This is a genomic window from Phytohabitans maris (genome assembly GCF_031085175.1).
Lineage (GTDB): Bacteria > Actinomycetota > Actinomycetes > Mycobacteriales > Micromonosporaceae > Phytohabitans > Phytohabitans maris.
The window spans coordinates 66,400-89,887 of record NZ_JAVHUY010000008.1 but is presented as its reverse complement, the minus strand read 5'-3'; the positions used below and the strand labels follow the sequence as shown (position 1 = coordinate 89,887).

Here is a 23,488-nt window from a genome sequence, read left to right as displayed (position 1 = left end):
CAGCGCTCCTGGTCGAGAGGGGTTCGGGCCGCGCATGAGTCTGTGCCAGCGTTTTGAAACTCACGGGCTCGCCGCGGTGATCAGCAGGCGAGGTCGACGTGAACAGTTAGTTGATCATCCCTGGTCACGCGATTTCGATCACACCGCCGCGCGGCCTCGCTCACCGTCCCGCCGGCGGCCCGCCCCGTGGCCGGGGCGGCGCCACCCGGGCTTGACATCGATGACCATAGCTGCTTGTCTGTGACACACATCCTCATCGCGCCTCCGGGCGGCGCGCCGTTTCTCTCCGGAAGGGAAACCGCGAATGCCCGACCATCCCCTCTCCCGCCGCCGGCGGCGCCGCCCGCTCCCCGCCGGCGCCCTCCTCATCGCCGTCCACGTCGGACGGCGCGGCGGCGGCGCGTTCGCCGGCGCGCGCGCCGATCCGGCCCTGCCGGCCAGCGACGCCGCGACCGGCATGGTCTACAGTGGACTGGCTGCCGCCGCGGACGGCCCGTGCGCCGGCATGTTCCAGGTCAAGGGCGTCTCCCCGGCGATGTGCACGCACGGCCCCGACGCCGCGCCGGCCGGCCTCTCGGTCAAGCGCCGGATCCAGCCGCTCGCCGCCGCGGCCGCCGGCGCCAGCGCGCTCGCGGTCTGCGAGGGCGACGGCACCTCCGGCCGGCGGGTCGAGGTGCTCTACGTGCACGGCTCGACCAGCCGGTACCAGCAGTACCTGGAGACGTTCCGCTCGCTCGCCGAGGGCGTCGACGTCATCTTCAACGAGAGCGCCCGGGAGACCGGCGGCGAGCGGCACGTGCGGTACGTGACCGAGACCGTCAACGGCGCCTGCCGCCCGGTCGTCCGGGACGTGCAGATCGCCGACTCGGCGCTCAACGCGAACGACTGGGCGCCGCTGCTCAACGCGGTCAAGGCGGCCGGCTACACCCGCACCGACCGCAAGTACCTCCAGTTCGTCGACGCGAACGTCTACTGTGGAATCGGCGGGTTCGCCGGCGACACCCGCAAGAGCGACGCCAACCGCTCCAACTCCGGCCCCGAGTACGCCCGCGCCGACAACGGCTGCTGGAGCGCCGGCGTGGCCGCGCACGAGCTGGGCCACACGCTCGGCGCCGTCAACAACAACGCGCCCAACGCCTCCGGGGCGGCGCACTGCGTCGACGAGTGGGACGTCATGTGCTACAAGGACGGGCCGAACGTGGTCATCCAGACCAAGTGCACCGACCGGGCGCACGACCAGCGGCTGGACTGCAACCACGACGACTACTACCACACCAACCCGGCGGCCGGCTCGTACCTGGCGACCTACTTCAACGTCGCCGACAACCTCTTCCTCATCAAGGGCACCGGCGGCGGCGGGCCGGGACCGCAGCCCAGCCAGAACCGCGCGCTCTCGGCGACCGCGTCCGCGTCGTACACCTCGTCGTGGGAGAGCGTGGCGGCCGTCAACGACGGTGCCGAGCCGGCCACGTCGAACGACACGGCCAACCCGCGCTGGGGCACCTGGCCCGAGACGGGTGAGCAGTGGGCGCTGCTGACCTGGCCGTCGGCGCAGACGCTCACCTCGGCCGAGGTGTACCTCTTCGACGACGGCGGCGGCGTCCGGGTCCCGGCGTCGTGGAAGCTCCAGTCCTGGAACGGCAGCGCGTACGTCGACGTGCCCGGCGCCAGCGGCTACCCGGTCGCGGTCAACCAGTACAACCGGGTGACGTTCGGCAGCGTGAGCACGACCCGGCTGCGGGTGCTGCTGCAGAGCGGCGCCGGCTCGGTCGGGCTGCTGGAAGTCAAGGCGTACGGACCCTGATGAACCTCGCGCACGCCGGCGCCGTCCTGACCGTCCACTCGGACGGCGCCGGCTCGGTCTGGGTCACCGCACAGTGGACGGACGGCCACCCGGTGACCGGGCCGGCGAGCGCGATCCTCACCGCGACGGCGGCCGGCCAGCGGGTGGGGCCGGCCCCGTTGCGGGCGATCGGTGACGGCGCCGGCACGCTCACGTACTCCGGACAGCTGCCGCCCGGCCAGTGGACGGTCACCGCCGAGCTCGCCATGCCGGCGGTGGCCCGCTGCGACGCCCGCTTCGAGGTGGGCGCCGCGGCGGCACCGGCGGCGGTCGCCTGCACTCCCCCGGACTCCGCGGCCGCCCCGGCCGGTGCCGCCGTGCCGTGGCCCACGGTCGCCCTGGCGGGCGCCGTCGTCGCCGTACTCGTGGCGGGTCTTCTCCTGGCCCGCCGGCGACGGCGCCGCACGTCCGCGCGGACGCTGTGGTGAGATGGAGGCCATGCGCCTTCACGTGGGGTGTGCGATGTGGACTCTCAAGGCGTGGCAGGGGCGCTTCGTGCCGCACCCGCTGCCGCCGCACGAGCGGCTGCGGCACTACGCCGGCTGGTGCGACGCGGTCGAGGGCAACACCACCTTCTACGCCACGCCGGCGCGCGAGACGGTGGCGTCGTGGGCGCGGCAGACCGACCCCGGCTTCCGGTTCGTGGTGAAGCTGCCCAGGACCGTCACGCACGAACGGCGCCTGGCGGACGCCGACGAGCCGCTGCGCGCGTTCCTGGACGCGGTGGAGCCGCTCGGGCCGAGGGCGCACGCGCTCTGGGTCCAGCTGCCGGGGTCGTTCGGCCCGGACGACGTGCCGGTGCTCGCCCGCTTCCTGCGCCGGCTGCCGGCCGCCCACCGGTACGCGGTGGAGGTGCGCCACCCCGACTTCTTCGCCGACCCGCGCGCGGCGCGGCGGCTCGAAGCGGCGCTCGGCACGGTCGACGCCGAGTGGATCCCGTTCGACACGACGGCGTTCTTCGCCAGCCCGCCGGCCAGCGACGCCGAGCGGGAGGCCTGGGTCAAGAAGCCGCGCCTGCCGCCGCGCACCCGCGCGCTGACCGCCCGGCCGATCGTGCGGTACCTCGGCCGCGACGACACCGCCCGCACCGTCGAGGGGTGGCGGCGGTGGGTCGAGGTCACCGCCGGGTGGCTGCGCGAGGGGCGCAGCCCCACCGTCTTCGTCCACACCCCGGACAACGCCGACGCGCCGGCGCTGGCCCGCCGCTTCCACGAGGAGGTACGCGCCCGGGTGCCCGGCCTCGCCCCGCTGCCCGACCCGATCCCGGCCGAACCGCTGACCCTGTTCTAGGGCTTCGGAGTCGGCGTGCGCCGCCCCCCCCCCCCCCCCCCCCGCCTGTGATCGAAGCTCCCTTCAAGTCGTTAGAACGACTTGAAGGGAGCTTCGATCACAACCCATCACCCCGACTCCGAAAGCTCTCAGCTGGCCGGGTGGCTCGCTCGCGAGCGGGTCGTTCGCCGGGCTAAGTTGTTTCCCGTGTGGAACTCACTGCGCACCGACGCGCCCGCCGGCCTCGTCGCCGGCGTCACCGCGTACCAGGCCGGCGACGGCGACCTCGTCCACGCCTACGTGGCCCGCCCGGAAGGGCCCGGCCCGTTCCCCGGCGTGGTGCTCGCCCACCACATGCCGGGATGGGACGAGCTGTACCGGGAGTTCGCCCGCCGCTTCGCCGACCACGGGTACACGGCCATCTGCCCCGACCTCTACTGCCGTACCGGCCACGGCGAGCCCGACGACGTGGCCGCCTCGGTCCGCGCGGCCGGCGGCGTCCCCGACGACCAGGTGGTCGCCGACCTGGTCGCCGCCCGCGACTGGCTCCGCGCGCTGCCCACCGCGAACGGCCGGGTCGGCGTCATCGGCACCTGCTCCGGCGGCCGGCACGCGCTACTCGCGGCGAGCAAGGCCGGCGGCTTCGACGCGGTCGCCGACCTCTGGGGCGGGGGCGTGGTGGCCGCGCCGGACGAGCTCACCCCGGAGCGCCCGGTCTCCGTGCTCGACTACACCGCCGGCCTGGACGCGCCGCTGCTCGGCCTCTTCGGCGACCAGGACAAGTACCCGACGCCGGAGCTCGTCGACCGGCACGAGGAGGAGCTGCGCAAGCAGGGCAAGGAGTACGAGTTCCACCGGTACGCCGACGCCGGGCACGGCTTCTTCTACTACCACCGGGCCGCGTACCGCGCCGAGTCCGCCATGGACGGCTGGGCGAAGGTCTTCGACTTCTTCGGCCGCCACCTCTCGACCAGGAGCTGACATGTGCACGAACATCTCCGAGACCCTGCCGGCCGCCGGCGCCGCGAAGGGCGGCTCCGGCTGGTTCCCGGTGACCGCGGCGAACGTCGGCTTCGACCACGCGGTCGGCTCCCGCTTCGACCACGCCCTGCTGCTCGACTTCGTCGACCCGGCCCGCGGACCCTCCGCCCGGATCGCGGTCGAGCTCGACCTGGAGACCGGCCGGGCGCTGGTGGCCGCGCTCCAGTCGGTCATCGAGGCGGCCGAGCGCAGCGGCGCCCCGGTCTAGCCGGCCGGTGTTCGGCACCGCCGAGCCGCGGCTGGCCCCCTCTCCCCGGCCCGCGCGGCGGACCTGCGCGGCCGGGTCGACGTCACCCCGTGCGGGTGACCGGCCCGGGAAGCTGTCCGCGTGATCGAAGCTCCCCTCAAGTCGTTCTAGCGACGTGAAGGGAGCTTCGATCACGGGCAGTGGGCGCCGCCTAGACGCGGCGGAGGACGGAGACGACCTTGCCGAGGATGACGGCGTGGTCGCCGTCGATGGGGTCGTAGGCGGGGTTGCGGGGTTCGAGCAGGACGTGGCCGGCGCGGCGGCGGTACACCTTGACGGTGGCCTCGTCGTCGATCAGCGCGGCCACGATGTCGCCGTTGTACGCCTCGTGCTGCCGCCGGACCACGACGATGTCGCCGTCGCAGATGGCGGCCTCGACCATCGAGTCGCCCTGGATTCGCAGGCAGAAGAGGTCGCCGCGGCCGACCAGGTCGCGGGGGAGGGTGAGGGTCTCCTCGGCGGCCTCCTGCGCGAGGATCGGGCTTCCGGCCGCGATCGTGCCGACCAGCGGCACGCCCACGGTGGCCGGGTCGCGGCGCTCCGGCGCGGCGCCGAGGAAGAGGCGTACGTCGACCGGGCGGGTGGCGGTGCGGCCGCGGCGCAGGAACCCGAGGTCCTCCAGCGCGCGCAGGTGCCGGCTGACCGACGAGGTCGACGCCAGCCCGACCGCGTCCCCGATCTCGCGGGTGGAGGGCGGGTAGCCGTAGCGGACCACCCAGTCGCGGATGACGGTCAGGATGCCGCGCTGCCGGGAGGTCAGCGCGGCGGTGTCGAGATCCTCAGCCAGTACCACGCACCGATCCTGACCCACCGCGGGCCGGGACGGCGCCAGGCACGCCGGGGCTGGTCGGCGCAGGACCGGCCGGACCGCGCGGAAGCTGATAGGGTCTGCGCGGTCGTGGGGCCGCGAACACGATACTGGGGGTTCCATGAAGTTGTCGATCTTGATGCCGGTGTACAACGAGGCGCGGACGATCGAGGTCGCCGTCAAGCGGGTGCTCGACGTGGCGTACCAGGTCGACTTCGAGCTCGTCATCGTCGACGACGGCAGCACGGACGGCACCGCCGAGGCGCTGGCCGCGGTCGCCGACGGGCGGGTCCGGCTGATCTCCCACGAGCGCAACAAGGGCAAGGGCGCCGCCATCCGCACCGCCGCCGCGGCGGCCACCGGCGACTACATGATCATCTGTGACGCCGACCTGGAGTACTCGCCGGAGGAGATCCCCGGCCTGCTCGCGCCGGTGGTCGCCGGCGAGGCGGAGGTGGTCTACGGCACCCGCACGTTCGGCAGCCACTCGTCGTTCTCGTTCTGGTACGTCATGGGCAACAAGTTCGTGACGACCTTCGCCAACGTGCTCTTCAACTGCTACATCAGCGACCTGGAGACCTGCTTCAAGCTGATGCCGCTGGAGCTCTACCGGCGCCTCGACATCAAGTCGGCCGGGTTCGGCATGGAGGCCGAGGCGACGGGGAAGCTGCTGCGCATGGGCTACCGGCCGTACGAGATCCCGATCTCCTACCGCGCCCGCGGGCGGGAGCAGGGCAAGAAGATCACCGCGTGGGACGGCATCGAGGCGCTCTGGATCATCACGCGCACCCGGGTGGGCCGTCGACCCGCGGGCAAGTGACGCCCGCCCCGCGATGTCCTCCCCCTCCGCCACCCGGACCGTGGACCCCGTGCCACCGGCGGAAGAGCGCCCCGGATGGCCGGCCCGCGCCCGCGCCGCCCTCCTCCCGTACGGCTTCGACGCCGGCGCGGCGGTGCTCGCCGTCGCGCTGCTCTGCTCGCTGCACGACATCCGCGCGATAGTCCACCTGCACTACTGGCTGGACGAGGCGTGGGTCGCCCTCTCGGTGCGGCTGCCCCTGTCCGACCTGCCGGTCGCCACCTCCTCCACCCCGCTGGGCTGGACGGTCCTGCTCCGCCTCGTACCGGGCGTCGACCGCCTGCGGCTGCTTCCGCTCGCCTTCCTGGCGGCGGCGGTGCTGATCGCGTACGCGCTCGGGCGCTCGCTCGGCTGGCGCTCCCGGGCGGAGGGGATCCTCGCCGGGCTGGCCGCGGCGACCGGCGTGATCCTGCTCCCGGCCAGCCAGATGCGGCACGACCTCAAGCAGTACACGGCCGACGCCGCCGTGGCGCTCGCCCTGGTCACGCTCGTCTCGCTGACCGAGCGGCACTGGTCCCGCCGGCGCCTGGCCGCGATCGCGGCGCTCAGCGCGGCCGGCATGCTGATCAGCCACCCGACCGCGATCATGGCGGTCTGCGCGGCCGGCGGGCTCGCCGTCACCGCGCTGGCCCGCCGGCAGTGGCGCCGGCTGGTCGAGTCGCTCGTCACCGGTGCGGTCGCCGGGGCCGCGGTGCTGGCGGTGTACCTGGGCGTCACGACCCGCGGCCGCAACGAGTCCCTGCAGAGCTACTGGGCCGGCTACTTCCCCGACTTCGACAACCTCGGCGAGTACGTCGACGTGCGCATGTCCGAGCTGCAGCGGTTCCTCGGCATGCCGTGGGGGGTGCTGCTCGCCCTGGCCCTCGTCGGCGTGCTCGTGGTCGCCCAGGCCGGCCGGCCGGCGACCGCCGTCGCCGTCGGGCTGGTCCCGGTCGTGATGGTCGCGCTCGGCCTGGCCGAGGCGTACCCGCTGCTCGACCTGCGGACCTCCCACTTCTTCCTGGTGCTCGTCGCGGCGATGGCCGGGCTCGCCGTGGCGGGCGTCGCGCTGGCCGCCGCGCGTGGGCTCACCCGGGTCGCCGGGTCGGCGGGCGGCGGCGGTGAACGCGTCCGGCCACGCCCGTGGAGCGTGGCGCTCGCCGCCGTGGTGGTGGCCGCGACGTTCACGATCTTCGCGAACGCCAACCGCGACTTCCTGCGCCTCGACGACCCCGACAAGATCACACCGAACCCCTCGACGGCCTCGGGCGACGTCCGGCGCGGCGTCCGCTACCTCAAGGTCCACCGGCAGCCCGGCGACGTCATCGTGGTCAACGCGCTCGGCAGCTTCGGCTTCGCGCTCTACTGGCAGCCCGACCGCCCGATCCTGGTGCGCAACCCGCGGCTCGCGGTGGGCTGGACGCCCGAGTACCCCGAGGAGTCGAGGATCGTGGTCGCCCAGGCCCGCACCGACGAGGCGACCCTGGCCGCCCTCGCCGACGCGCGGCGGCTCGCCGCCGCCCCGGGCGCCACCGGCCGGATCTGGCTGGTGCGCACCCACATCGTGCCGGCCGAGAAGCAGATGTGGAGGAACGCGCTCACCCCGTGGGTGGTCGAGCCCTACCCGCAGGCCGGCGACCAGGGCCTGGTGGCGGTGATCCGGCCGAAGGCCCCTACGGAGTGATCGAAGCTCCTTTCAAGTCGCTAGAACGACGTGAAAGGAGCTTCGATCACGTTCTACGGGTAGAGGATGACCTGGGCGGTACCCGTCTGGGGTGGCGTGCCCGGGTCGCTCGGCGCGTCCGTGTACTCGGCCACGAACACCGCGAACAGGTTGTCCCCCTCGCCGTGCCCAGGGCTCGTGGTCGTGATGGTCCCCGAGCAGCCGGTCGCGGTGGTGATCGGGTGGCCGTGCTCGTCGTGCCCGAGGATGTACGTCACGGTGACCCGCGTGCAGTCGATCGGCTCGTCGTCCAGCACGGTGACCTCGTACGCGACCTGCTGCCCGAACTCGAACGGCTGCCCCTCGACCGGCGCCACGAACGTGACCACCGGCGCGATCGGCCCGACCACGAACGGCAGCTCGGCCGAGGCGGAGCGCCCGGTGCTGTCGGTGACCTTGAGGGTCGGCCGGTACGAGCCGTTGCGCTGGTACGTGTACGTCGGGTTCGCCGCGGTCGAGTCCACGGTGCCGTCCGCGTCGAAGTCCCAGGCGTACCGCAGCGGGTCGCCGTCCGGGTCGGTCGTACCCTCGCTGGAGAACGTGACCGTGAGCGGGGCGAGCCCGGCCAGCGGCGCGGCGCTGACCTTCGGGACGGGCGTGCGGTTGCCGCGGACGAAGTCGATCCGGGCGAGCTGCGCGTCCGGGTTCTCGGCGAAGTAGCCGTCGCCGTACTCCAGGACGTAGAGCGCGCCGTCCGGGCCGAACTCCATGTCCATCGGGTTGTCGAAGACGAACGACGGCAGCACCGGCTCGATGCCGCTCACCTCGCCGCGACGGTCCACTGTGAACGCCTTGACGTAGTCCCGGGTCCACTCGTAGAACAGCGGCTTCCCGGCGTAGAACTCCGGCCACTTGAGCCTGGACCGACTCTGCGCAGAGTAGTCGTACGCCGGACCGGCCATCGGCCCGATGCCCCCCTCGCCCAGCTCCGGGAACTGCGCCGACGGGCCGTACGAGTAGGCGACCTCGGGCTCGGCGACCGGGGGCAGGCGGGTGAGGCCGGTGTTGTGCGGCGACTCGTTGGCCGGCCGCCGGCAGTCGAACGGCGCCCGGGACCCACCGGTGGCGAAGTCGTGGTCCACATAGGGCTGATCCGGCGTGACGCAGTACGGCCACCCGTAGTTCGCCGGCCGGTCGACGACCATCCAGCGCCCGTGGCCGGCCGGTCCGCGCGCCGGATCGGGCTCGCCGGCGTCGGGCGAGTAGTCCGCCAGGTACACCTGGCCGGTCCTCGGGTCGACGTCGAAGCGGAACGGGTTGCGCAGCCCCATCGCGTAGATCTCCGGCCGGGTCTTCGGGGTGCCCGGGCGGAATAGGTTGCCCGGCGGGACGCTGTACCCGCCGCGCGGCCCGACCCGGACGCGGAGCAGCTTGCCGCGCAGGTCGTTGGTGTTGGCCGAGGTGCGCTGCGCGTCGAACGCCGGGTGGCGGCCAGCCCGCTCGTCGATCGGCGCGTACCCGTCGGACTCGAACGGGTTGGTGTCGTCCCCTGTGGACAGGTACAGGTTTCCCTTGCCGTCGAAGCCGATCTGGCCGCCGACGTGGCAGCAGATGCCGCGGTCCACGGGTACGTCGAGGATGCGCTGCTCGGTGCCGAGTCGCAGCGTGTTGCCGTCGAGCTTGAAGCGGGACAGCCGCAGCGCGCCCTTGAACGGCGCCCAGTCCGCCTCGGTCCCCTCGAACGGCGCGTCGCCCTCGTTGACGTCCGGCGTCGCGGGGTCGTCGACGGGGGTGTCGAGCGGCGGCGAGTAGTACAGGTAGACCCACTTGTTGCGGGCGAAGTCCGGGTCGATCGCGATGCCCTGCAGCCCCTCCTCGTCGTGCTCGTACACCGGCACGTCCGCGGCCAGCACGTTCAGGCCGGTCTTCGGGTCGTGGATCCGGACCTCGCCGGTCCGCGCGGTGTGCAGCACCCGGTTGTCGGGCAGGACGGCGAGGCTGACCGGCTCGCCGGGGAAGTCGTTCAGCGTCACCTTCTGGAAGCTGGAGTCCGGCGGCGGCGGTGGCGCGCCGCCGGCGGTGGCCGGTGTGGCGGTGGCGGCGCTGGCGACCAGCACCATGCCGCTCAGGATGGCGAGTTTTCGCATGGCGGCCTCAGAACCGCACGGAGGCGAGGTAGTCGTAGCCGACGTCGGCGGTGCTGATCGCGTCGGCCGGGGCGCGCGGCGGGGTGCCGGCGTCGTCGCGTTCGACGATGAACTCGTCGATGCCCGCCTCCTTGCCGTGCGCGAAGATCCGGGCGAAGTCGACGAGGCCCTCGCCGGGGTCCGCCATGCCGCCGTCGGGGTTCATGTCCTTGACGTGGAACTGGTGGATGCGGCCGCGGTTGCGCCGGATGACGTCGACCGGGTCGTGCGCGCCCCGGGTCACCCAGAACAGGTCGACCTCGAGGTACACCAGGTCGGGGTCGGTCTCGTCGGCGAGCACGTCGAAGCCGGTGCGCGAGCCGCCGTCCTGGCGGAAGAACTCGTTGTGGTGGTTGTGGTAGCCGAACTTCAGGCCGGCCCGCCTGGCCATCGCGCCGGCCTTGTTGAGGTCGCGGGCGAACGCCTTGTACACGGCGGAGCTGCGGATCGGCCCGTTCGCGTCGACGCCGAAGAACGGGTGCACGATGTACCGCTGGCCGATCGTGCGGGCGTCGTCGAGCGTGGCCTGCCAGGCCGCCGGGTCGAACGGCTGCGGGATGCCGGAGTGGCCGGAGGTGGCGCGCAGCCCGGCCCGGTCGAGCGCGGCCCTGAACTGGGCGGCGGTGCGGCCGACGAAACCGGCGTGCTCGACCCGGGTGTACCCGATGCGGCGCAGCGCGGCGAGCGTGCCGTCGAGGTCGAGCGCGAGCTGGTCGCGGAGCGTGTAGAGCTGGACGCTGATCCGGTCGAGCGGCACCCGGCGGTACCCGCCGTGGCTGCCGCCGGACGCCTCGGCGGGCGCCGCCGCGGCCAGGACCCCGGCCGCGCCGACCGTGGCGGCGGTGGCCGCCTTCAGCACGCCCCGGCGGCTGAGCGCCGGTACGTCGGGCGCGGGTCCCGCGCCGGACTTCGCGGGGTCCGCGCCGAACTGCTCGTGGGTGATGCACATGGAGAGGCCTCCTGACGGGATGGACACGCGTCACCCCGACCGGACAGCGCCAGAGGCCCGGATCGCCGACTCCAGAGCACGACGCGAAACGGCCGGTCACGGGTGACCGGGCGTTCGTCGAGCGGTGCCACACGCCGACGACCGATGACGCGCGAGGCTCCCGACCGCACCGGGGCAACCACCGGACCCTTGCCATCGGGCCCCTGCCCGCGGCGGCGAAGCCGTCGCGCACTACCTGGTACGAACATCAACTCATCTGAACGTTTGGATCATATGCACGCCACGTCCCCCTAGCAAGGCGAATCGGGCAGGTCGGCGCCGTGCTGATGTTTTGGTGACAGTTTGCTGACGCAGCGTCCTTGATCGATCTCTCAAGTGATCTTTAGTGTCCAACCGGGCCACCGGCGAGATCCGCGCGGCGGCCCCTCACTAGGGGAGGCAGCATCGATGTTGAGACCGACACGCCGACTACGCCTGGCCAGATCTCTGCTGAGCGCGGGCGCGGCACTGGTGGTCGTCGCGACCAGCCTGGCCGCTACCGGCTCGCCCGCACAGGCCGCGCCCGGCGGCTCGGTGTCCGACAAGATCCGCCCGGACCTGGCCAAGGTGCTCGAGGCCAAGGGCGAGTCTGACCTCTGGGTGCGCTTCGCGCCCAAGGCGGACCTGGGCAAGGCCAGCGCCATCAAGGACTGGAACGAGCGCGGCACCGCCGTCGCGACCGCGCTGCAGAAGACCGCGGAGGAGAGCCAGGCCAAGGTCCGGGCCGAGCTCGACGCGGCGGGCGTGAAGTACCAGGCGTTCTGGGCCACCAACGCCATCAAGGTCAGCGCCGCCGGGCAGAGCATGGCGCAGAACCTCGCCGCCCGTGGCGAGGTCGAGGGGCTGTACCCGCCGATGGCCTACGAGGTGCCGAAGGTCACCAAGGGCACCGACGAGAAGGCGGTGAACGCCGTCGAGTGGGGCATCGCCAACATCAACGCCGACGACGTGTGGACCCAGTACGGCGTCAAGGGCGCCGGCATCACGATCGCCAACATCGACACCGGCGTGCAGTTCGACCACCCCGCGCTGGTCAACTCGTACCGCGGCAACAACGGCGACGGGACGTTCGACCACAACTACAACTGGTTCAACGCGGCCGGCACCTGCGCCGCGGCGCCCTGTGACGCGGACGGCCACGGCACGCACACGATGGGCACGATGGCCGGCCTCGACGGCGCCAACCAGATCGGCGTCGCGCCCGAGGTGAAGTGGATCGCGGCGAACGGCTGCTGCCCGAGCGACGCCGCGCTGATCAACTCCGGCCAGTGGATGCTCCAGCCGCGCGACCTCAACGGCCAGAACCCGGACGCGAGCAAGCGCCCCAACGTCATCAACAACTCGTGGGGCTCGCGCCTGCCCTCCAACGACCCGTTCATGGAGGACGTGACGCTGGCCTGGGAGGCCTCCGGCATCTTCGGCTCCTGGTCCAACGGCAACAGCGGTTCCGCCTGCCAGACCAGCGGCTCCCCCGGTAGCCGGATCGCCAACTACTCCGTCGGCGCGTACGACGTGAACAACAACATCGCCAGCTTCTCCGGCCGCGGCGCCGGGCAGGACGGCGAGATCAAGCCGAACATCTCGGCGCCGGGCGTGAACGTGCGCTCGAGCCTGCCGGGCAACGCGTACGGCAGCGCCAACGGCACCTCGATGGCCTCGCCGCACCTCGCCGGTACCGTCGCCCTGCTCTGGTCGGCGGCGCCCAGCCTGGTCGGCCAGATCACCGCGACCCGCCAGCTGCTCAACGACACCGCCGTGGACAAGCTCGACGCCCAGTGCGGTGGCACCGAGGACGACAACAACGTGTGGGGCGAAGGGCGGCTGGACGCGCTCGCGCTCCTCAACGCCGCCCCGATCGGTGACAACGGCACGCTCGCCGGCACCGTGACGGACGCGGCCACCGGCGGCCCGCTCGCCGGCGTCGACGTCGCGCTGACCGGCGCGGCGGACCGCCAGCTCACCACGGGCAGCGACGGCAAGTTCTCCTCGCTGGTGCCGGCCGGCGACTACCAGGTCGCCGTCACGCTCTTCGGGTACCAGTCCAAGACCGTGCCGGCCACGGTGACCACCAACCAGACCACGACCCTCGCCGTCGCGCTCGACGCGCAGCCGAAGGTCTCGGTCAGCGGCTCGGTCACCGACGGCTCCGGGCACGGCTGGCCGCTGTACGCGAAGGTGTCGGTCGCCGGCCCCTCGGGCGCCGCCGACTACACCAACCCGGCCAACGGCCGCTACAGCCTCTCGCTGCCGGCGAACGCGACGTACACGCTGACGTACGTCCCGCAGTACCCGGGCTACCAGACCGTCACCAAGGAGGTCACGGTCGGCGCCCGGAACGTCGTCGACAACGTCGCGGTACCGGCGTCGGCCGAGTCCTGCTCGACCGCGCCGGGCTACGAGTACGGCTCGGACGGCGTCTACCAGACCTTCGACGGTACGACGGCGCCGGCCGGCTGGACGGTCGTCGACCACGCCGGCACGGGCCAGGTCTGGAAGTTCACCGACGACGGCAACCGGGGCAACCTGACCGGTGGCACCGGCGGCTTCGCCATGATCGACAGCGACGCCTACGGCAGCGGCAACTCGCAGGACACCTCGCTGGTCAGCCCGGTGGTGGACCTGACCGCGGTCACCGCGCCGGTGATCCGGTTCAACCAGGACTTCCGCTGGCTCGGCAGCGACCGGGCCGACGTCGACCTCAGCCTCGACGCCGGCGCCACCTGGACGAACGTGCTCCGGCAGGCGGCCAACGTACGCGGACCGCGGGTCACCGAGATCCCGATCCCGCAGGCCGCCGGCCAGGCCCAGGTGCAGGTGCGGTTCCACTACTACGACGCCTCGTTCGAGTGGTGGTGGGAGGTCGACAACGTCCTGATCGGCAGCCAGGTCACCTGCGTGCCGAGCAACGGCGGCCTGGTCGTCGGCCACGTCCGCGACGCCAACGACAACGGGTACGTCAACGGCGCCACGGTCACCAGCGACGACAAGCCGGCCGAGTCGGCGGTCAGCGCCGCGACGCCGGACGACCCGGGGCTGCCCGACGGCTTCTTCTGGCTGTTCTCGTCGCTGACCGGCACCCACGGCTTCACCGCCAAGGGTGGCAGCTACGTCAGCCAGGGCAAGGACGTCGACGTCGAGGCGGACTGGACCACCTCGACCAGCTTCCAGCTGGCGGCCGGCAAGCTCACGGTCAAGCCGGGCTCGCTGAGCGGCAACGCGCGGATCCCCTCCGGCAAGGTCACCAAGACGTTCACGGTGACCAACACCGGCGGCGCGCCGGTGGACGTCAAGTTCGGTGAGCAGGACGGTGGCTTCTCGCTCCTGCGCGCCGACGGCTCGCGGATGACCCGGGAGCAGATCCTCGGTGCGGCCGGCGCGCCCGAGCAGCGGCTCGACGTGCCGACCTCGTTCGCGGCGGCCGCCTCGATGGGCTCCACCGCGGTGGGTGCGGCGGCGACCGGCCCGCAGGCCGCGCCGTGGACCGACATCACCGACTACCCGTCGAACGTGATGGACAACCGGGTGGTCACGCTGGACGGCAAGGTTTACTCGATCGCCGGCGGCAGCGGTTCTGCCTCCACGGCGAAGAGCTACGTCTACGACCCGGTCGCGCAGACCTGGTCGGCGATCGCCGACCTGCCGGCGGCGCGCAACGCGCTGACCGTGGGCGTCGTCGGCGGGAAGATCATCGCCACCGGCGGCTGGGCCTCCGCGGGCCCGGACGGCACCACCTGGTCGTACGACCCGGCCGCGAACACCTGGACGGAGAAGGCCGACAACCCGGCGCCGCGCTCGGCGGCCGGACAGGCGGTCGTCGACGGCAAGCTGTACGCGGTCGGTGGCTGCACCACCTCCGGCTGCACGCCGATGTCCAACGACGTGGTCCGGTACGACCCGGCCACCGACACCTGGGAGACGCTGCCCGACTACCCGAAGTCGGTCGCGTTCGCCTCGTGTGGCGGCATCGGCGGTGTCCTCTACTGCACCGGCGGCAACGACGGCGTGGCGGCCCAGAAGGCCAGCTACGCCTTCGACCCCGGCGCGGGCAGCTGGACCCCGATCGCGGACGCGCCGGCCGACAGCTGGGCGAGCTCGTTCGCGGTGGCCAACGGCAAGCTGCTGGTCGTCGGCGGCGTGCAGGCCGGCGCGGTCACCAACGCCGGCTTCGCGTACGACCCCGCGACCAGCGCCTGGTCGGCCCTGCCGAACGCCAACACCGCCCGGTACCGCGGCGGCGCGGCGTGCGGCTTCTACAAGATCGGCGGTTCCTCGGGCAACTTCAACTCCACGGTGGACAGCGAGGCGCTGCCCGGCTTCGAGGAGTGCGCCGAGGGCGGCGCCGACGTCAGCTGGTTCTCGATCGACAAGACCGAGGCGGCGCTGGCGCCGGGTGAGGCGGTCACGGTCACCGTCACGATGACGGCGAACGTCGACCAGCCGGGCACGTACAAGGGCGGGATCGCCATCGGCGAGAACACCCCGTACACCGTGCCGCCGGTCGACCTGACCCTCGAGGTGCAGCCGCCGACGACCTGGGGCAAGCTCCTGGGCACCGTCACCGGCAAGGGCTGCGACGGCGCCACCGCGCCGATCGCGGGCGCGGTCGTACAGGTGGACTCGTGGGCGAGCTCGCTGACGTTCGCCACCGACGCCCAGGGCAAGTACGCCTACTGGCTCGACCGCCGCAACAACCCGCTCACGTTGATCGTCGCGAAGGACGGCTGGAAGCCGCAGACGCGCCAGACGAGGATCAACACCAGCACGCCGACGGTGGAAGACTTCACCCTCTCCCCCATCAAGTGCTGACCCGCTGACAGGTATCGGCCCCGCCCGGCTTCGGCCGGGCGGGGCCTCTGTCTTTTGTGGTCTGTCTTTTATGGTCTGTCTCTTGTGGTCCTTGTTCCTGGGTCAGGCCGCGGTCAGCCGGAAACCGACACCTCGGACCGAGTGGATGGTGGCGGCCGCCTCCAGCCCGGCGAGCTTGCGGCGCACCCGGCGCACCACCGAGTGGATGTCCGAGCCGCGGCCGAGGTGCTGGTTGCCCCAGACCTCCAGGTGCAGCCGCTCGTACGTGAAGACCTGTCCCGGCGCGTCGAGCAGGCGGTGCAGGAAGTCGTGCTCCAGCCGGGTCAGCTCGACCTCGCGGTCCAGCCACCGCAGCACCCGCCGGTCCGAGTCGACGCTCAGGTCCGGTGGGCGCGGCGCCTCCGGCTCGCGCTCGACCGGTGCGGCGCCGCTCGCCGGGGCCTGTGTGGTGGTGCGTGGCACGGCCGCGTCGAGGAACTCCCGTGCCTGCTCGACGCTCGCCACGATGAGGAACGCCTCGGTCCCGCCGAGGAGCTGCGCGAGCCGCCGGCGCGCGGCCGCCGACGGGGCGATCCCGATGATCAGTGGCACGGCAAGGTCTCCGCTCATCCCCAACCCCTTCCCCCGCATGTCGATCATTGGCTCCGCACCCTAGCGGCGGTTTATCACAACCGAGTTAAATATTTAGATCACACCCTTCCGAGCGGATTGATGTATTTAATTGTGGTTTTGTGGAGAGTTCGATCCGCCGGTGGGCTGAGGTAAGGATGCGGCTCGATGCGGTCACGGTAGGGTCACAACCAGTGTCTTGAATGCGCCATGGCGCATGTCCGACAGCTCCGCGACCTCTCGCGGGCCGTCCGGCAGGATCCTGCCCATGTCCCGGTCGCCCCTGGCCGCACGGCGGCCGGCTACGCCGCCGAGTCGACGTCGCCGGTGCGGCCGCCGTGCGGCGTGATCGGCGGGCAGCGGCACAGCAGCGCGCGGGTGTACGCGGCCGCGACCGCCGACGCGTACGGGCGCCACAGCCGGCCCAGCCGCCGGTCGCCGTAGTCGCTGATGCCGCGGACCACCAGCCAGTCCCGCCCACCCGCGAACGCCGACGACCCGATCCCCGAGCCCTCCATCTCGATCGCCCGCAGGTCGTACTCGCGGGCCAGCGCGTCGCGGCGGGCGCTGTTGCGCAGCGAGCGGTTGGCCGAGCCGATCCGTCCTTCGTGGACTCTCGGCATCCCGTCGCGGTGCCCGGACACGGCCGGGTCGGGATGCCACACCTCCCGGGCGCCCGGGCCGTCGTGCGTGTACAGCCGGTCGGTGACCGCCTCCGGCCGGGCGAAGCCGGGCAACTGGGCGAGCACCCGGGCCAGCTCCCCCTCCCACGGCCGCCGCCCCCGCAGCTCCGCCGCCATCAAGCCTTTCACCCGGTGGGCCAGCAGCGCGGAGGGCTGCGGAAAGCCCTGCCGCAGCGTGGCCCCGCCGGGCCGGTCGACGACGTGGTCGTAGTCGACGATCCCCCAGGTCGAGACGACGACGTCGCCGAGCCGTACGTGCCGGTGCGGGTCGCCGGGCGCCGGCACCCCGGCCGCGATGCCGACCATCAGCACCTGGTCGACCGACTCGAAGCTGCGCAGCATGTTGGCGACGGCGGTGGCCGCCCAGTTGGTACCGGTCTCGGTGAGCAGCGTCAGCACCACCGCGTGCGGCCGGCCGGGACGCGCGCTCGGGATGGTCCCGCAGACGTACTCCGCGGGGTCGCCGGCGACCGACCGCTCCTGCCCGCCGTCGACCAGCGAGGCCATCGCGGCGAACTCCTCGGGCAGCGCGGTGACCAGCCCGATCACCGGCCGCCGCGGCACCCGCGCGGTGACCGGGCGGCCGCGGTCGGCGACGTGCTGGGCCCGCCGGAGCGCGTTCTTCATGTACCGGACGTCGTCGGCCAGCCGCGACTCCACCCAGGCGGCGCAGGCCCGGTCGTCGGCGAAGAGCCCGCCGGTCGGCGAGCCGCCCCACGGGTCGATCGCGCGGAGCACGGCGTCCATGTTGGACCGGGCGATCTCGACGGTGAGGCGGGTGTCGGCGAGGCGGGTCAGCAGGACGGCCATCTCGGCCGCGGTGGCGTGGCCGGTGAGCGCCGCCCGCAGCGAGGCCTCGGCGGCCTCCCGGACCCGCAGCTGGTAGCGGACCTTGGCCGCGTCGAGCAGGTACCGGGGCAGCGGCGCCAGCTCCGCCACCCCGCGCCACCAGGTCAGCGTGCTCATCGCCCGCTCGCGGTCGGGCGTGGCCAGCGCGAGGATCCGCCGCTCCCGCCGGGCGTTGCCACCGAACGGCGGCAGCTCCCACAGCACGCACCCGTCGACCAGCACCCCGTCGTTCCACAGTGTCCTGCCCTCGGCGGCGAGGCCCGCCGCCAGCTCCGCGGCCACCTCGACCGGGGGCCGCGCCGGCGGTCCGCCGCGCCGGGCGGCCGGCTGGGTACCGACGTAGAGCCGCACCAGGCCGATCAGCTCGTCCGTGCCGCCGGCGGCCACGGCGGCCCACTGCTCCTCCCATTGCGCCCAGGTGGCCGGCGGGTCGTCCGGGTCGGCCCGCCATCCGATCGACAGGCTGAGCACGTCGTGCTCGCGGCGCAGGACCACCTGCACCCGCCGGTCCGCGCGCTGCTGGGCGGCGACCACCGGACCGGCGAGCAACGCGCACCCGTCCGGCAGGTCGGTGGGCGGGCCACCGCCGTCGATCGTCTCGGTCGCGCCCAACAGCTCGCGCGCCGCCGTCCACAATCGACGGACCTGCTGGTACGCCGGGTCGCGCCCCGGGCCGTCGAGCGGCACGAACGCGTGCACCACCAGCTCCTGGCGGACCGCGGCGTCGGTGGCGCGGGGCGGCGGCGGCTCGACGGTCCGCCCCGCGGCGCCCCGGCGGCGGGCGGACGGGGCGAGCGTGAGCCGGTGCACGAGCATGTTGGCCCGCAGCCTCGACCCGCCGGGCACCTCCTCGGCGGGCGGTTCACCCGGCGTGAGCCGGACCGGGTCGAGCGCCTGCAGGGCCGCCGTCGCGTCCTCGTTCACGGTGGGAAACCAGCGCGACATCCCGCGCGGGACGAACCGCCTATTCTTCCGTTCCCGGCGCGGATGCCGGAACCGCTTGGCATTGCCGGAGGCGGCCGGCCGGACCCACCGTTCCAGCCGATCACGGGATGGGAAACGGGTAACTGCAACTTGCAGATCCAATGCCGGAACCGCTCGGATATTCAGCGGATTCTCGAACCCGTTCTGTACGTGATATTCGCAGGCCGGAGCGGGCGGGACTAACGGATCCACGCGTGCCGGGGTCGCGTTATCGCTCGGTATCATCGTGGGTTCCCCTGCATCACGCGCTCCCCTCTGAGAAGGTCCTCTGATTTCGATGGTGGCCCATGTCCGCACGCCGAGATCAGTTTCTGCCGGTGGTGTTCAAAGGTTTACAAGGTGTTCCTGGCACCGCACCGGTATGGAATGCTGTCTCTGCCAGAAATTGACGTTAGTTGGCATCTGGCGACCGTCGTGAAGCGCGATATGTGGACCGGGAGCGTGGCGGGTGACGCGAGACCTCGTCGCCGAACTTCAGCTGCTGCACCGCGCCGCCGGCCGCCCGTCGTACCGCCGGATCAGCGGCGAGATCCGCCGGCTCAACCACATGCCCGACACCGTCAGCCACGAGACGGTCAGCGCGATCCTGCGCGGCGACGGGCTGGCCCGCTGGTCCAAAGTGGAGTGCGTGGTGCGCTGCCTGGCCGCCATGGCCGTCCACCGCCCGGACCAGGACGAGGAGGTGCGCCGGTTCCACGCGCTCTGGCTGGCCGCCTCCGACCAGCTGGCCCCGGACGGCACGCCACCGGCCGCCCCTCTTGCGCCGCCGCCGGCCGAGCCGCCGCACGCCGAGCCTCGGCCCGCCGAGCCGCCGGACCCCCAGCCGCCGGCCGGCATCACGCCGATGGGTCTGGCCCCGCACCGAAACATCGGCTTCACCGGCCGCGAAGGGCTGCTCCAGGCGATCCGCCGCGGGCTGCTCGGCGAGCCGTGGCAACCGCTGATCCTGTACGGCCTCGGCGGCGTCGGCAAGACCCAGCTCGCCGTCGAGTACGCCCACCGCCACGCCGACGCGTACGACCTGGTCTGGTGGATCGCCGCCGACGACCGCTCGCGGGCGACCGCGTCGCTGGCCGCGCTCGGCGAGCGGCAGGACTGGCCGACCAGCCTCGACATGGCGCAGACCGTGACCACCGTGCTGACCCGCCTGGAGCGCGGCGGCGTGCGGTGGCTGCTCGTCCTCGACAACGCCGGACCGCCGGAGGAGCTCGCCACCCTGGTCCCCGCCTCCGGCGGCCACGTCGTCGTCACCACCCGCGACGCCGCCTGGGTCGACGAGGGCCGCGCGGTCGAGGTGGACGTCCTCGCCCGCGAGGAGAGCATCGAGCTGCTCCGCGCGCGGGGCCACGACATCGACTTCGACGAGGCCGACCAGCTCGCCGAACGCCTCGGCGACCTGCCGCTCGCGCTGGAGCAGGTGGCCGCCGTGCAGTCCGCCACCAGGACACCGGTCCGGGAGTACCTGCGCCAGCTCGACGAGCGCGCGGTCGGCCTGCTCGCCGCCGTCCAGCCCGGCGACTACCAGGCCACCGTCGCCACCGCGTTCGCGGTCGCCGCCGACCGGGTACGGGTCGAGTCGCTGGCCGCCGGACAGCTGCTGGAGCTGCTCTCCTGCCTGGGCTCCGAGCCGATCACCCTCTCCCTGCTGCGCCGCGCCGGCACCCGCATCGCCCCGCCCCTGGGCCGCCTGCTCAACCAGCCCGACCTGCTCGACGAGGCGGTCCGGCTGCTGCGCCGGTACGGCCTGGTCAAGGTCCTCGACGGCGGCCAGGCCCTGCGGGTGCACCGCCTGGTGCAGGCGATCGTCCGCGACACGCTGCCCGCCTACGCCCGCGAACGCGCCTTCGACAACGCCCGCCGCCTGCTCGGCGCCGCCAACCCCGGCAACCCCTCCGACCCGCTGACCTGGGACATGCACGCCCAGATCGGCCCCCATCTACGCCCCGCCCGGGTCATCGAGACCGCCGCCCCGGACGCCCGCGAGGTGGTGGTGCACCAGGCGACGTACCTCTACGAGATCGGCGACTTCGACGGCAGCCGCCGCCTCAGCGACGAAGCGTGGACCACCTGGACGCGGCAGGGCGACGCGGAGGACGTACGGGTCTTCGCCTGCCTGCGCCGGCTCGTCGCCGCCCTGTACGCGCTCGGCCGCTACGGCGAATCCCGCCGGCTCGTCGACGAGGCGTGGAAGCGGCTGCTGGCCAACCCCGGGTACGGCCCCGACCACCCGGCCACCCTCGACATCGCCGACACCCTGGCCGTGCTGCACCGCGTCTTCGGCCGGTACGGCGAGGCGCTCCGGCTGGACCTGGACCGGGTCGAGCGGTACAGCCGGATCCGCGGCGCGGACCACCGCGAGACCATGCTGGCCCGCAACAATCTGGGCGCCAGCCTACGGGCCGCCGGCGACTTCCGGGCGGCGTACGACATCGACGCCGACCTCGCCGAGTCCCGCCGCCGCCGGCTCGGCCCGGACGACCAGCGCACGCTGCTGTCCCTGTCCAACCTGGCCCGCGACCTCTACGGCCTGGGCGAGTACGCGAACGCCCTGGAGCTGCAGCGCTCCGCCTGGCAGGCCCACCGCGAACGGCTCGGCGACCGGCACCCGCTCGTGCTCAGCGCCTGGCGCACGATCGTGCTCGGCCTGCGCAAGACCGGCCAGGTCACGGCGGCGCTGGAGGAGGGGCGCCGGCTGTACCTGGTGAGCCAGGGACACGTCGGCGCCGACCACGAGCTGAGCCTCGCCGCGATGATGACCTACGCCAACACCCTCTGCGCGGCGGACGAGGTGAGCCGCGCCTGGAACGTGGCCACCGACGCGATGGACCGCTACCGCCGCCACTTCGGCGAACGAAACCCGCTGACGCTCGCCGCCGCCGCCAACCAGGCCATCATCCTGCGCGCCATGGGCGAGCGCCGCCGAGCCAGGCAGGTCGGCGAGAGCAGCTTCTACTCACTGCGGCAGGTGCTCGGCCAGGACCACCCGTACACGATCGCGGCCGCGGTGGGTCTCGGCAACGACCTGGTCCTCGCCCACGACGAGGAGAGCGCGCGCCGCCTGCTCACCCGGACCCTCGACGACGCGCGGCGTGTCCGCGGCGAGCACCACCCCGAGACGCTAACGTGTGCGCTCAACCTCGGCCTGCTCTCGGCGGACGACCCGGGCTCGACCCTGCTCGGCTCGAGCCTCGCCGAGCTGCGGCGACTCCTCGGCCCCCATCACCCGTTGGTGGCGGCCGCCAACGAAGGCCGCCCCGGCGAGTGCGACATCGAGCCACCGCCTGTGTAAAACCCTCATCCCGCCGCGGCGACGACTACGATGTGGACTGTCCTATTCGGCCGTTCGCGAGGGAGGGGCCCCAACCCATGCCTCCTGAGCGGGTGCCGGGGCTGCCTGCGCCGAAAAACCCGGACGTGTGGCCGGGATCAGCGCTCGACGTCGCCGCACTGCGCGCCGGCGGCTGGCGGCCGACGCCGTTTCGGGATGTCGTCCTGAAGGTGCACCAGCGGTGCAACCTGTCCTGTGCCTACTGCTACGTCTACGAGATGGCCGACCAGTCCTGGCGCGACCGCCCCGTCCTCATGGCGCGGGAGACCTGGCTCGCCACGGCCAGCCGGATGGCCCAGCACGCCCGCACCCACGGGCTTTCCTCGATGCGGCTCATCCTGCACGGCGGCGAGCCGCTGCTCGCCGGCCCAGACCTTCTGGCCCAGCTCGTGGACGACTTCCGCGCCACGCTCGACGGCCTCTGCCGGCTCGACGTTCAGGTCCAGACGAACGGGCTGCTGCTCGACGCCCCGATGCTCGACCGGCTGAGCGCGCGTGGGGTCGCGATCGGAGTGAGCCTGGACGGCACGCGAGCCGACAACGACCGCCACCGCCGGCACGCCAACGGGCAGAGCAGCTTCGCGGCGGTGGAGCGGGCGCTCCGGTTGCTGGGCACTCCCCGGTACCGTCCGGCCTTCGCCGGGCTGCTCTGCACCGTCGACCCGGCGGCGGAGCCCGTCGCCTGCTACGAGGCCCTGCTCGGGTACGGGCCGCCGTCGATCGACTTCCTGCTGCCGCACGCCAACTGGTCGAACCCGCCACGTCGCGCCGCCGACGCCAGCAGCACCCCGCATGGCGACTGGCTGGTGGCCGTCTTCGACCGCTGGTACGACGCGCGCCCTCTGCAGACCAGGGTCCGGCTCTTCGAAGACGTCGTGAAACTCGCTCTGGGGGGTACCAGCCGTTCGGAGCAGGTCGGACTGAGCCCGGTGGCTGTCGTCGTGGTCGAGACGGACGGCGCGATCGAGCAGGTGGACTCGCTGAAATCGGCATACGCTGGCGCTTGCGCCACCGGCTTGACGGTTTTCGCCGACCCTTTGGACGGGGCGCTCGAACACCCCGGCGTGGTGGCCAGGCAGATAGGCGTCGACGCTCTTTCCGAAACCTGCCTGCACTGCTCGATCCGAGCGGTCTGCGGCGGCGGACACTACGCCCACCGCTATCGGGCCGGTGATGGGTTCCGCAATCCCACGGTCTACTGCGGCGACATGTACCGACTCATCCGGCACATCATGGGACGCGTCGCCGCCGACGTGCACGACCGCCTAGGGACCTACCAGTGATCTCATACCATCAACTGCCGCCCGACCGCTTCGCCGACCTGGCGTCGGGACTCGGCGGACCGG

15 protein-coding genes are annotated in these 23,488 nt (G+C 72.8%); 10 read left to right on the top strand and 5 right to left on the bottom strand.

The window, feature by feature from the left end; all coding sequences use genetic code 11:
- Positions 1 to 304: 304 nt before the first annotated feature.
- The 5 genes from RB614_RS10390 (at position 305) to RB614_RS10370 (ending at position 4,361) form a co-directional block, all read left to right on the top strand.
- Entirely contained in the window at positions 305 to 1,804 is a 1,500-nt protein-coding gene (locus tag RB614_RS10390; RefSeq protein WP_308712197.1) for a hypothetical protein, read from the top strand.
- On the top strand, positions 1,804 to 2,271 hold the full coding sequence (locus RB614_RS10385) for a hypothetical protein (RefSeq protein WP_308712196.1): 468 nt from the start codon (positions 1,804 to 1,806) through the stop codon (positions 2,269 to 2,271). Before RB614_RS10390 ends, RB614_RS10385 begins: the two co-directional genes overlap by 1 nt.
- A 10-nt stretch (positions 2,272 to 2,281) precedes the next feature.
- Positions 2,282 to 3,133, top strand: coding sequence for a DUF72 domain-containing protein (locus RB614_RS10380; RefSeq protein ID WP_487379827.1), 852 nt, complete (start codon positions 2,282 to 2,284; stop codon positions 3,131 to 3,133).
- A gap of 186 nt (positions 3,134 to 3,319) precedes the next feature.
- A complete protein-coding gene (locus tag RB614_RS10375) occupies positions 3,320 to 4,093 on the top strand; it encodes a dienelactone hydrolase family protein (RefSeq protein WP_308712194.1) in 774 nt (257 codons plus the stop codon).
- A gap of 1 nt (position 4,094) precedes the next feature.
- Positions 4,095 to 4,361: a DUF6295 family protein gene (locus tag RB614_RS10370; protein ID WP_308712193.1), complete on the top strand. Its 267-nt coding sequence runs from the start codon at positions 4,095 to 4,097 to the stop codon at positions 4,359 to 4,361.
- Positions 4,362 to 4,551: 190 nt separating this feature from the next.
- Here RB614_RS10370 and lexA read toward each other — a convergent pair whose 3' ends face one another.
- On the bottom strand, positions 4,552 to 5,193 hold the full coding sequence (gene lexA, locus RB614_RS10365) for a transcriptional repressor LexA (protein ID WP_308712192.1): 642 nt from the start codon (positions 5,191 to 5,193) through the stop codon (positions 4,552 to 4,554).
- Positions 5,194 to 5,329: 136 nt separating this feature from the next.
- Between lexA and RB614_RS10360 the strand changes: the two genes are divergently transcribed.
- Positions 5,330 to 6,028 (top strand): glycosyltransferase family 2 protein, encoded by a 699-nt coding sequence (locus tag RB614_RS10360; RefSeq protein WP_308712191.1) that lies wholly within the window; start codon positions 5,330 to 5,332, stop codon positions 6,026 to 6,028.
- A 49-nt stretch (positions 6,029 to 6,077) separates the two neighbouring features.
- Positions 6,078 to 7,730 carry a hypothetical protein gene (locus RB614_RS10355; RefSeq protein WP_308712190.1) on the top strand — a complete coding sequence of 551 codons (1,653 nt, stop codon included), beginning with the start codon at positions 6,078 to 6,080 and terminating at the stop codon, positions 7,728 to 7,730.
- 53 nt (positions 7,731 to 7,783) lie between these two features.
- Here the strand turns inward: RB614_RS10355 and RB614_RS10350 are convergent, their stop codons facing one another.
- A complete protein-coding gene (locus RB614_RS10350) occupies positions 7,784 to 9,856 on the bottom strand; it encodes a PQQ-dependent sugar dehydrogenase (RefSeq protein WP_308712189.1) in 2,073 nt (690 codons plus the stop codon).
- 7 nt (positions 9,857 to 9,863) lie between these two features.
- Positions 9,864 to 10,844 carry a sugar phosphate isomerase/epimerase family protein gene (locus RB614_RS10345; protein WP_308712188.1) on the bottom strand — a complete coding sequence of 327 codons (981 nt, stop codon included), beginning with the start codon at positions 10,842 to 10,844 and terminating at the stop codon, positions 9,864 to 9,866.
- Positions 10,845 to 11,291: 447 nt separating this feature from the next.
- On the opposite strand from RB614_RS10345, the gene RB614_RS10340 reads away from it, so the two are divergent.
- Positions 11,292 to 15,689 carry a S8 family serine peptidase gene (locus RB614_RS10340; RefSeq protein WP_308712187.1) on the top strand — a complete coding sequence of 1,466 codons (4,398 nt, stop codon included), beginning with the start codon at positions 11,292 to 11,294 and terminating at the stop codon, positions 15,687 to 15,689.
- 102 nt (positions 15,690 to 15,791) lie between these two features.
- Here RB614_RS10340 and RB614_RS10335 read toward each other — a convergent pair whose 3' ends face one another.
- Both RB614_RS10335 and RB614_RS10330 read right to left on the bottom strand, forming a co-directional pair.
- Positions 15,792 to 16,298 (bottom strand): winged helix-turn-helix domain-containing protein, encoded by a 507-nt coding sequence (locus RB614_RS10335; RefSeq protein WP_308712186.1) that lies wholly within the window; start codon positions 16,296 to 16,298, stop codon positions 15,792 to 15,794.
- A 302-nt stretch (positions 16,299 to 16,600) separates the two neighbouring features.
- Positions 16,601 to 18,754 carry a CATRA conflict system CASPASE/TPR repeat-associated protein gene (locus RB614_RS10330; protein WP_308712185.1) on the bottom strand — a complete coding sequence of 718 codons (2,154 nt, stop codon included), beginning with the start codon at positions 18,752 to 18,754 and terminating at the stop codon, positions 16,601 to 16,603.
- Between the two features lie 508 nt (positions 18,755 to 19,262).
- On the opposite strand from RB614_RS10330, the gene fxsT reads away from it, so the two are divergent.
- Positions 19,263 to 22,103, top strand: coding sequence for an FxSxx-COOH system tetratricopeptide repeat protein (fxsT, locus tag RB614_RS10325; protein ID WP_308712184.1), 2,841 nt, complete (start codon positions 19,263 to 19,265; stop codon positions 22,101 to 22,103).
- A gap of 77 nt (positions 22,104 to 22,180) precedes the next feature.
- Positions 22,181 to 23,425, top strand: coding sequence for an FxsB family cyclophane-forming radical SAM/SPASM peptide maturase (locus RB614_RS10320; RefSeq protein ID WP_308712183.1), 1,245 nt, complete (start codon positions 22,181 to 22,183; stop codon positions 23,423 to 23,425).
- Positions 23,426 to 23,488: the final 63 nt, after the last annotated feature.

Coding starts and splice junctions, on each gene's coding strand:
- RB614_RS10390 (WP_308712197.1), top strand. CDS start 305: ATGCCCGACCATCCCCTCTCCCGCCGCCGGCGGCGCCGCCCGCTCCCC.
- RB614_RS10385 (WP_308712196.1), top strand. CDS start 1,804: ATGAACCTCGCGCACGCCGGCGCCGTCCTGACCGTCCACTCGGACGGC.
- RB614_RS10380 (WP_487379827.1), top strand. CDS start 2,282: ATGCGCCTTCACGTGGGGTGTGCGATGTGGACTCTCAAGGCGTGGCAG.
- RB614_RS10370 (WP_308712193.1), top strand. CDS start 4,095: ATGTGCACGAACATCTCCGAGACCCTGCCGGCCGCCGGCGCCGCGAAG.
- RB614_RS10360 (WP_308712191.1), top strand. CDS start 5,330: ATGAAGTTGTCGATCTTGATGCCGGTGTACAACGAGGCGCGGACGATC.
- RB614_RS10350 (WP_308712189.1), bottom strand. CDS start 9,856: ATGCGAAAACTCGCCATCCTGAGCGGCATGGTGCTGGTCGCCAGCGCC.
- RB614_RS10345 (WP_308712188.1), bottom strand. CDS start 10,844: ATGTGCATCACCCACGAGCAGTTCGGCGCGGACCCCGCGAAGTCCGGC.
- RB614_RS10340 (WP_308712187.1), top strand. CDS start 11,292: ATGTTGAGACCGACACGCCGACTACGCCTGGCCAGATCTCTGCTGAGC.
- RB614_RS10335 (WP_308712186.1), bottom strand. CDS start 16,298: ATGAGCGGAGACCTTGCCGTGCCACTGATCATCGGGATCGCCCCGTCG.
- RB614_RS10320 (WP_308712183.1), top strand. CDS start 22,181: ATGCCTCCTGAGCGGGTGCCGGGGCTGCCTGCGCCGAAAAACCCGGAC.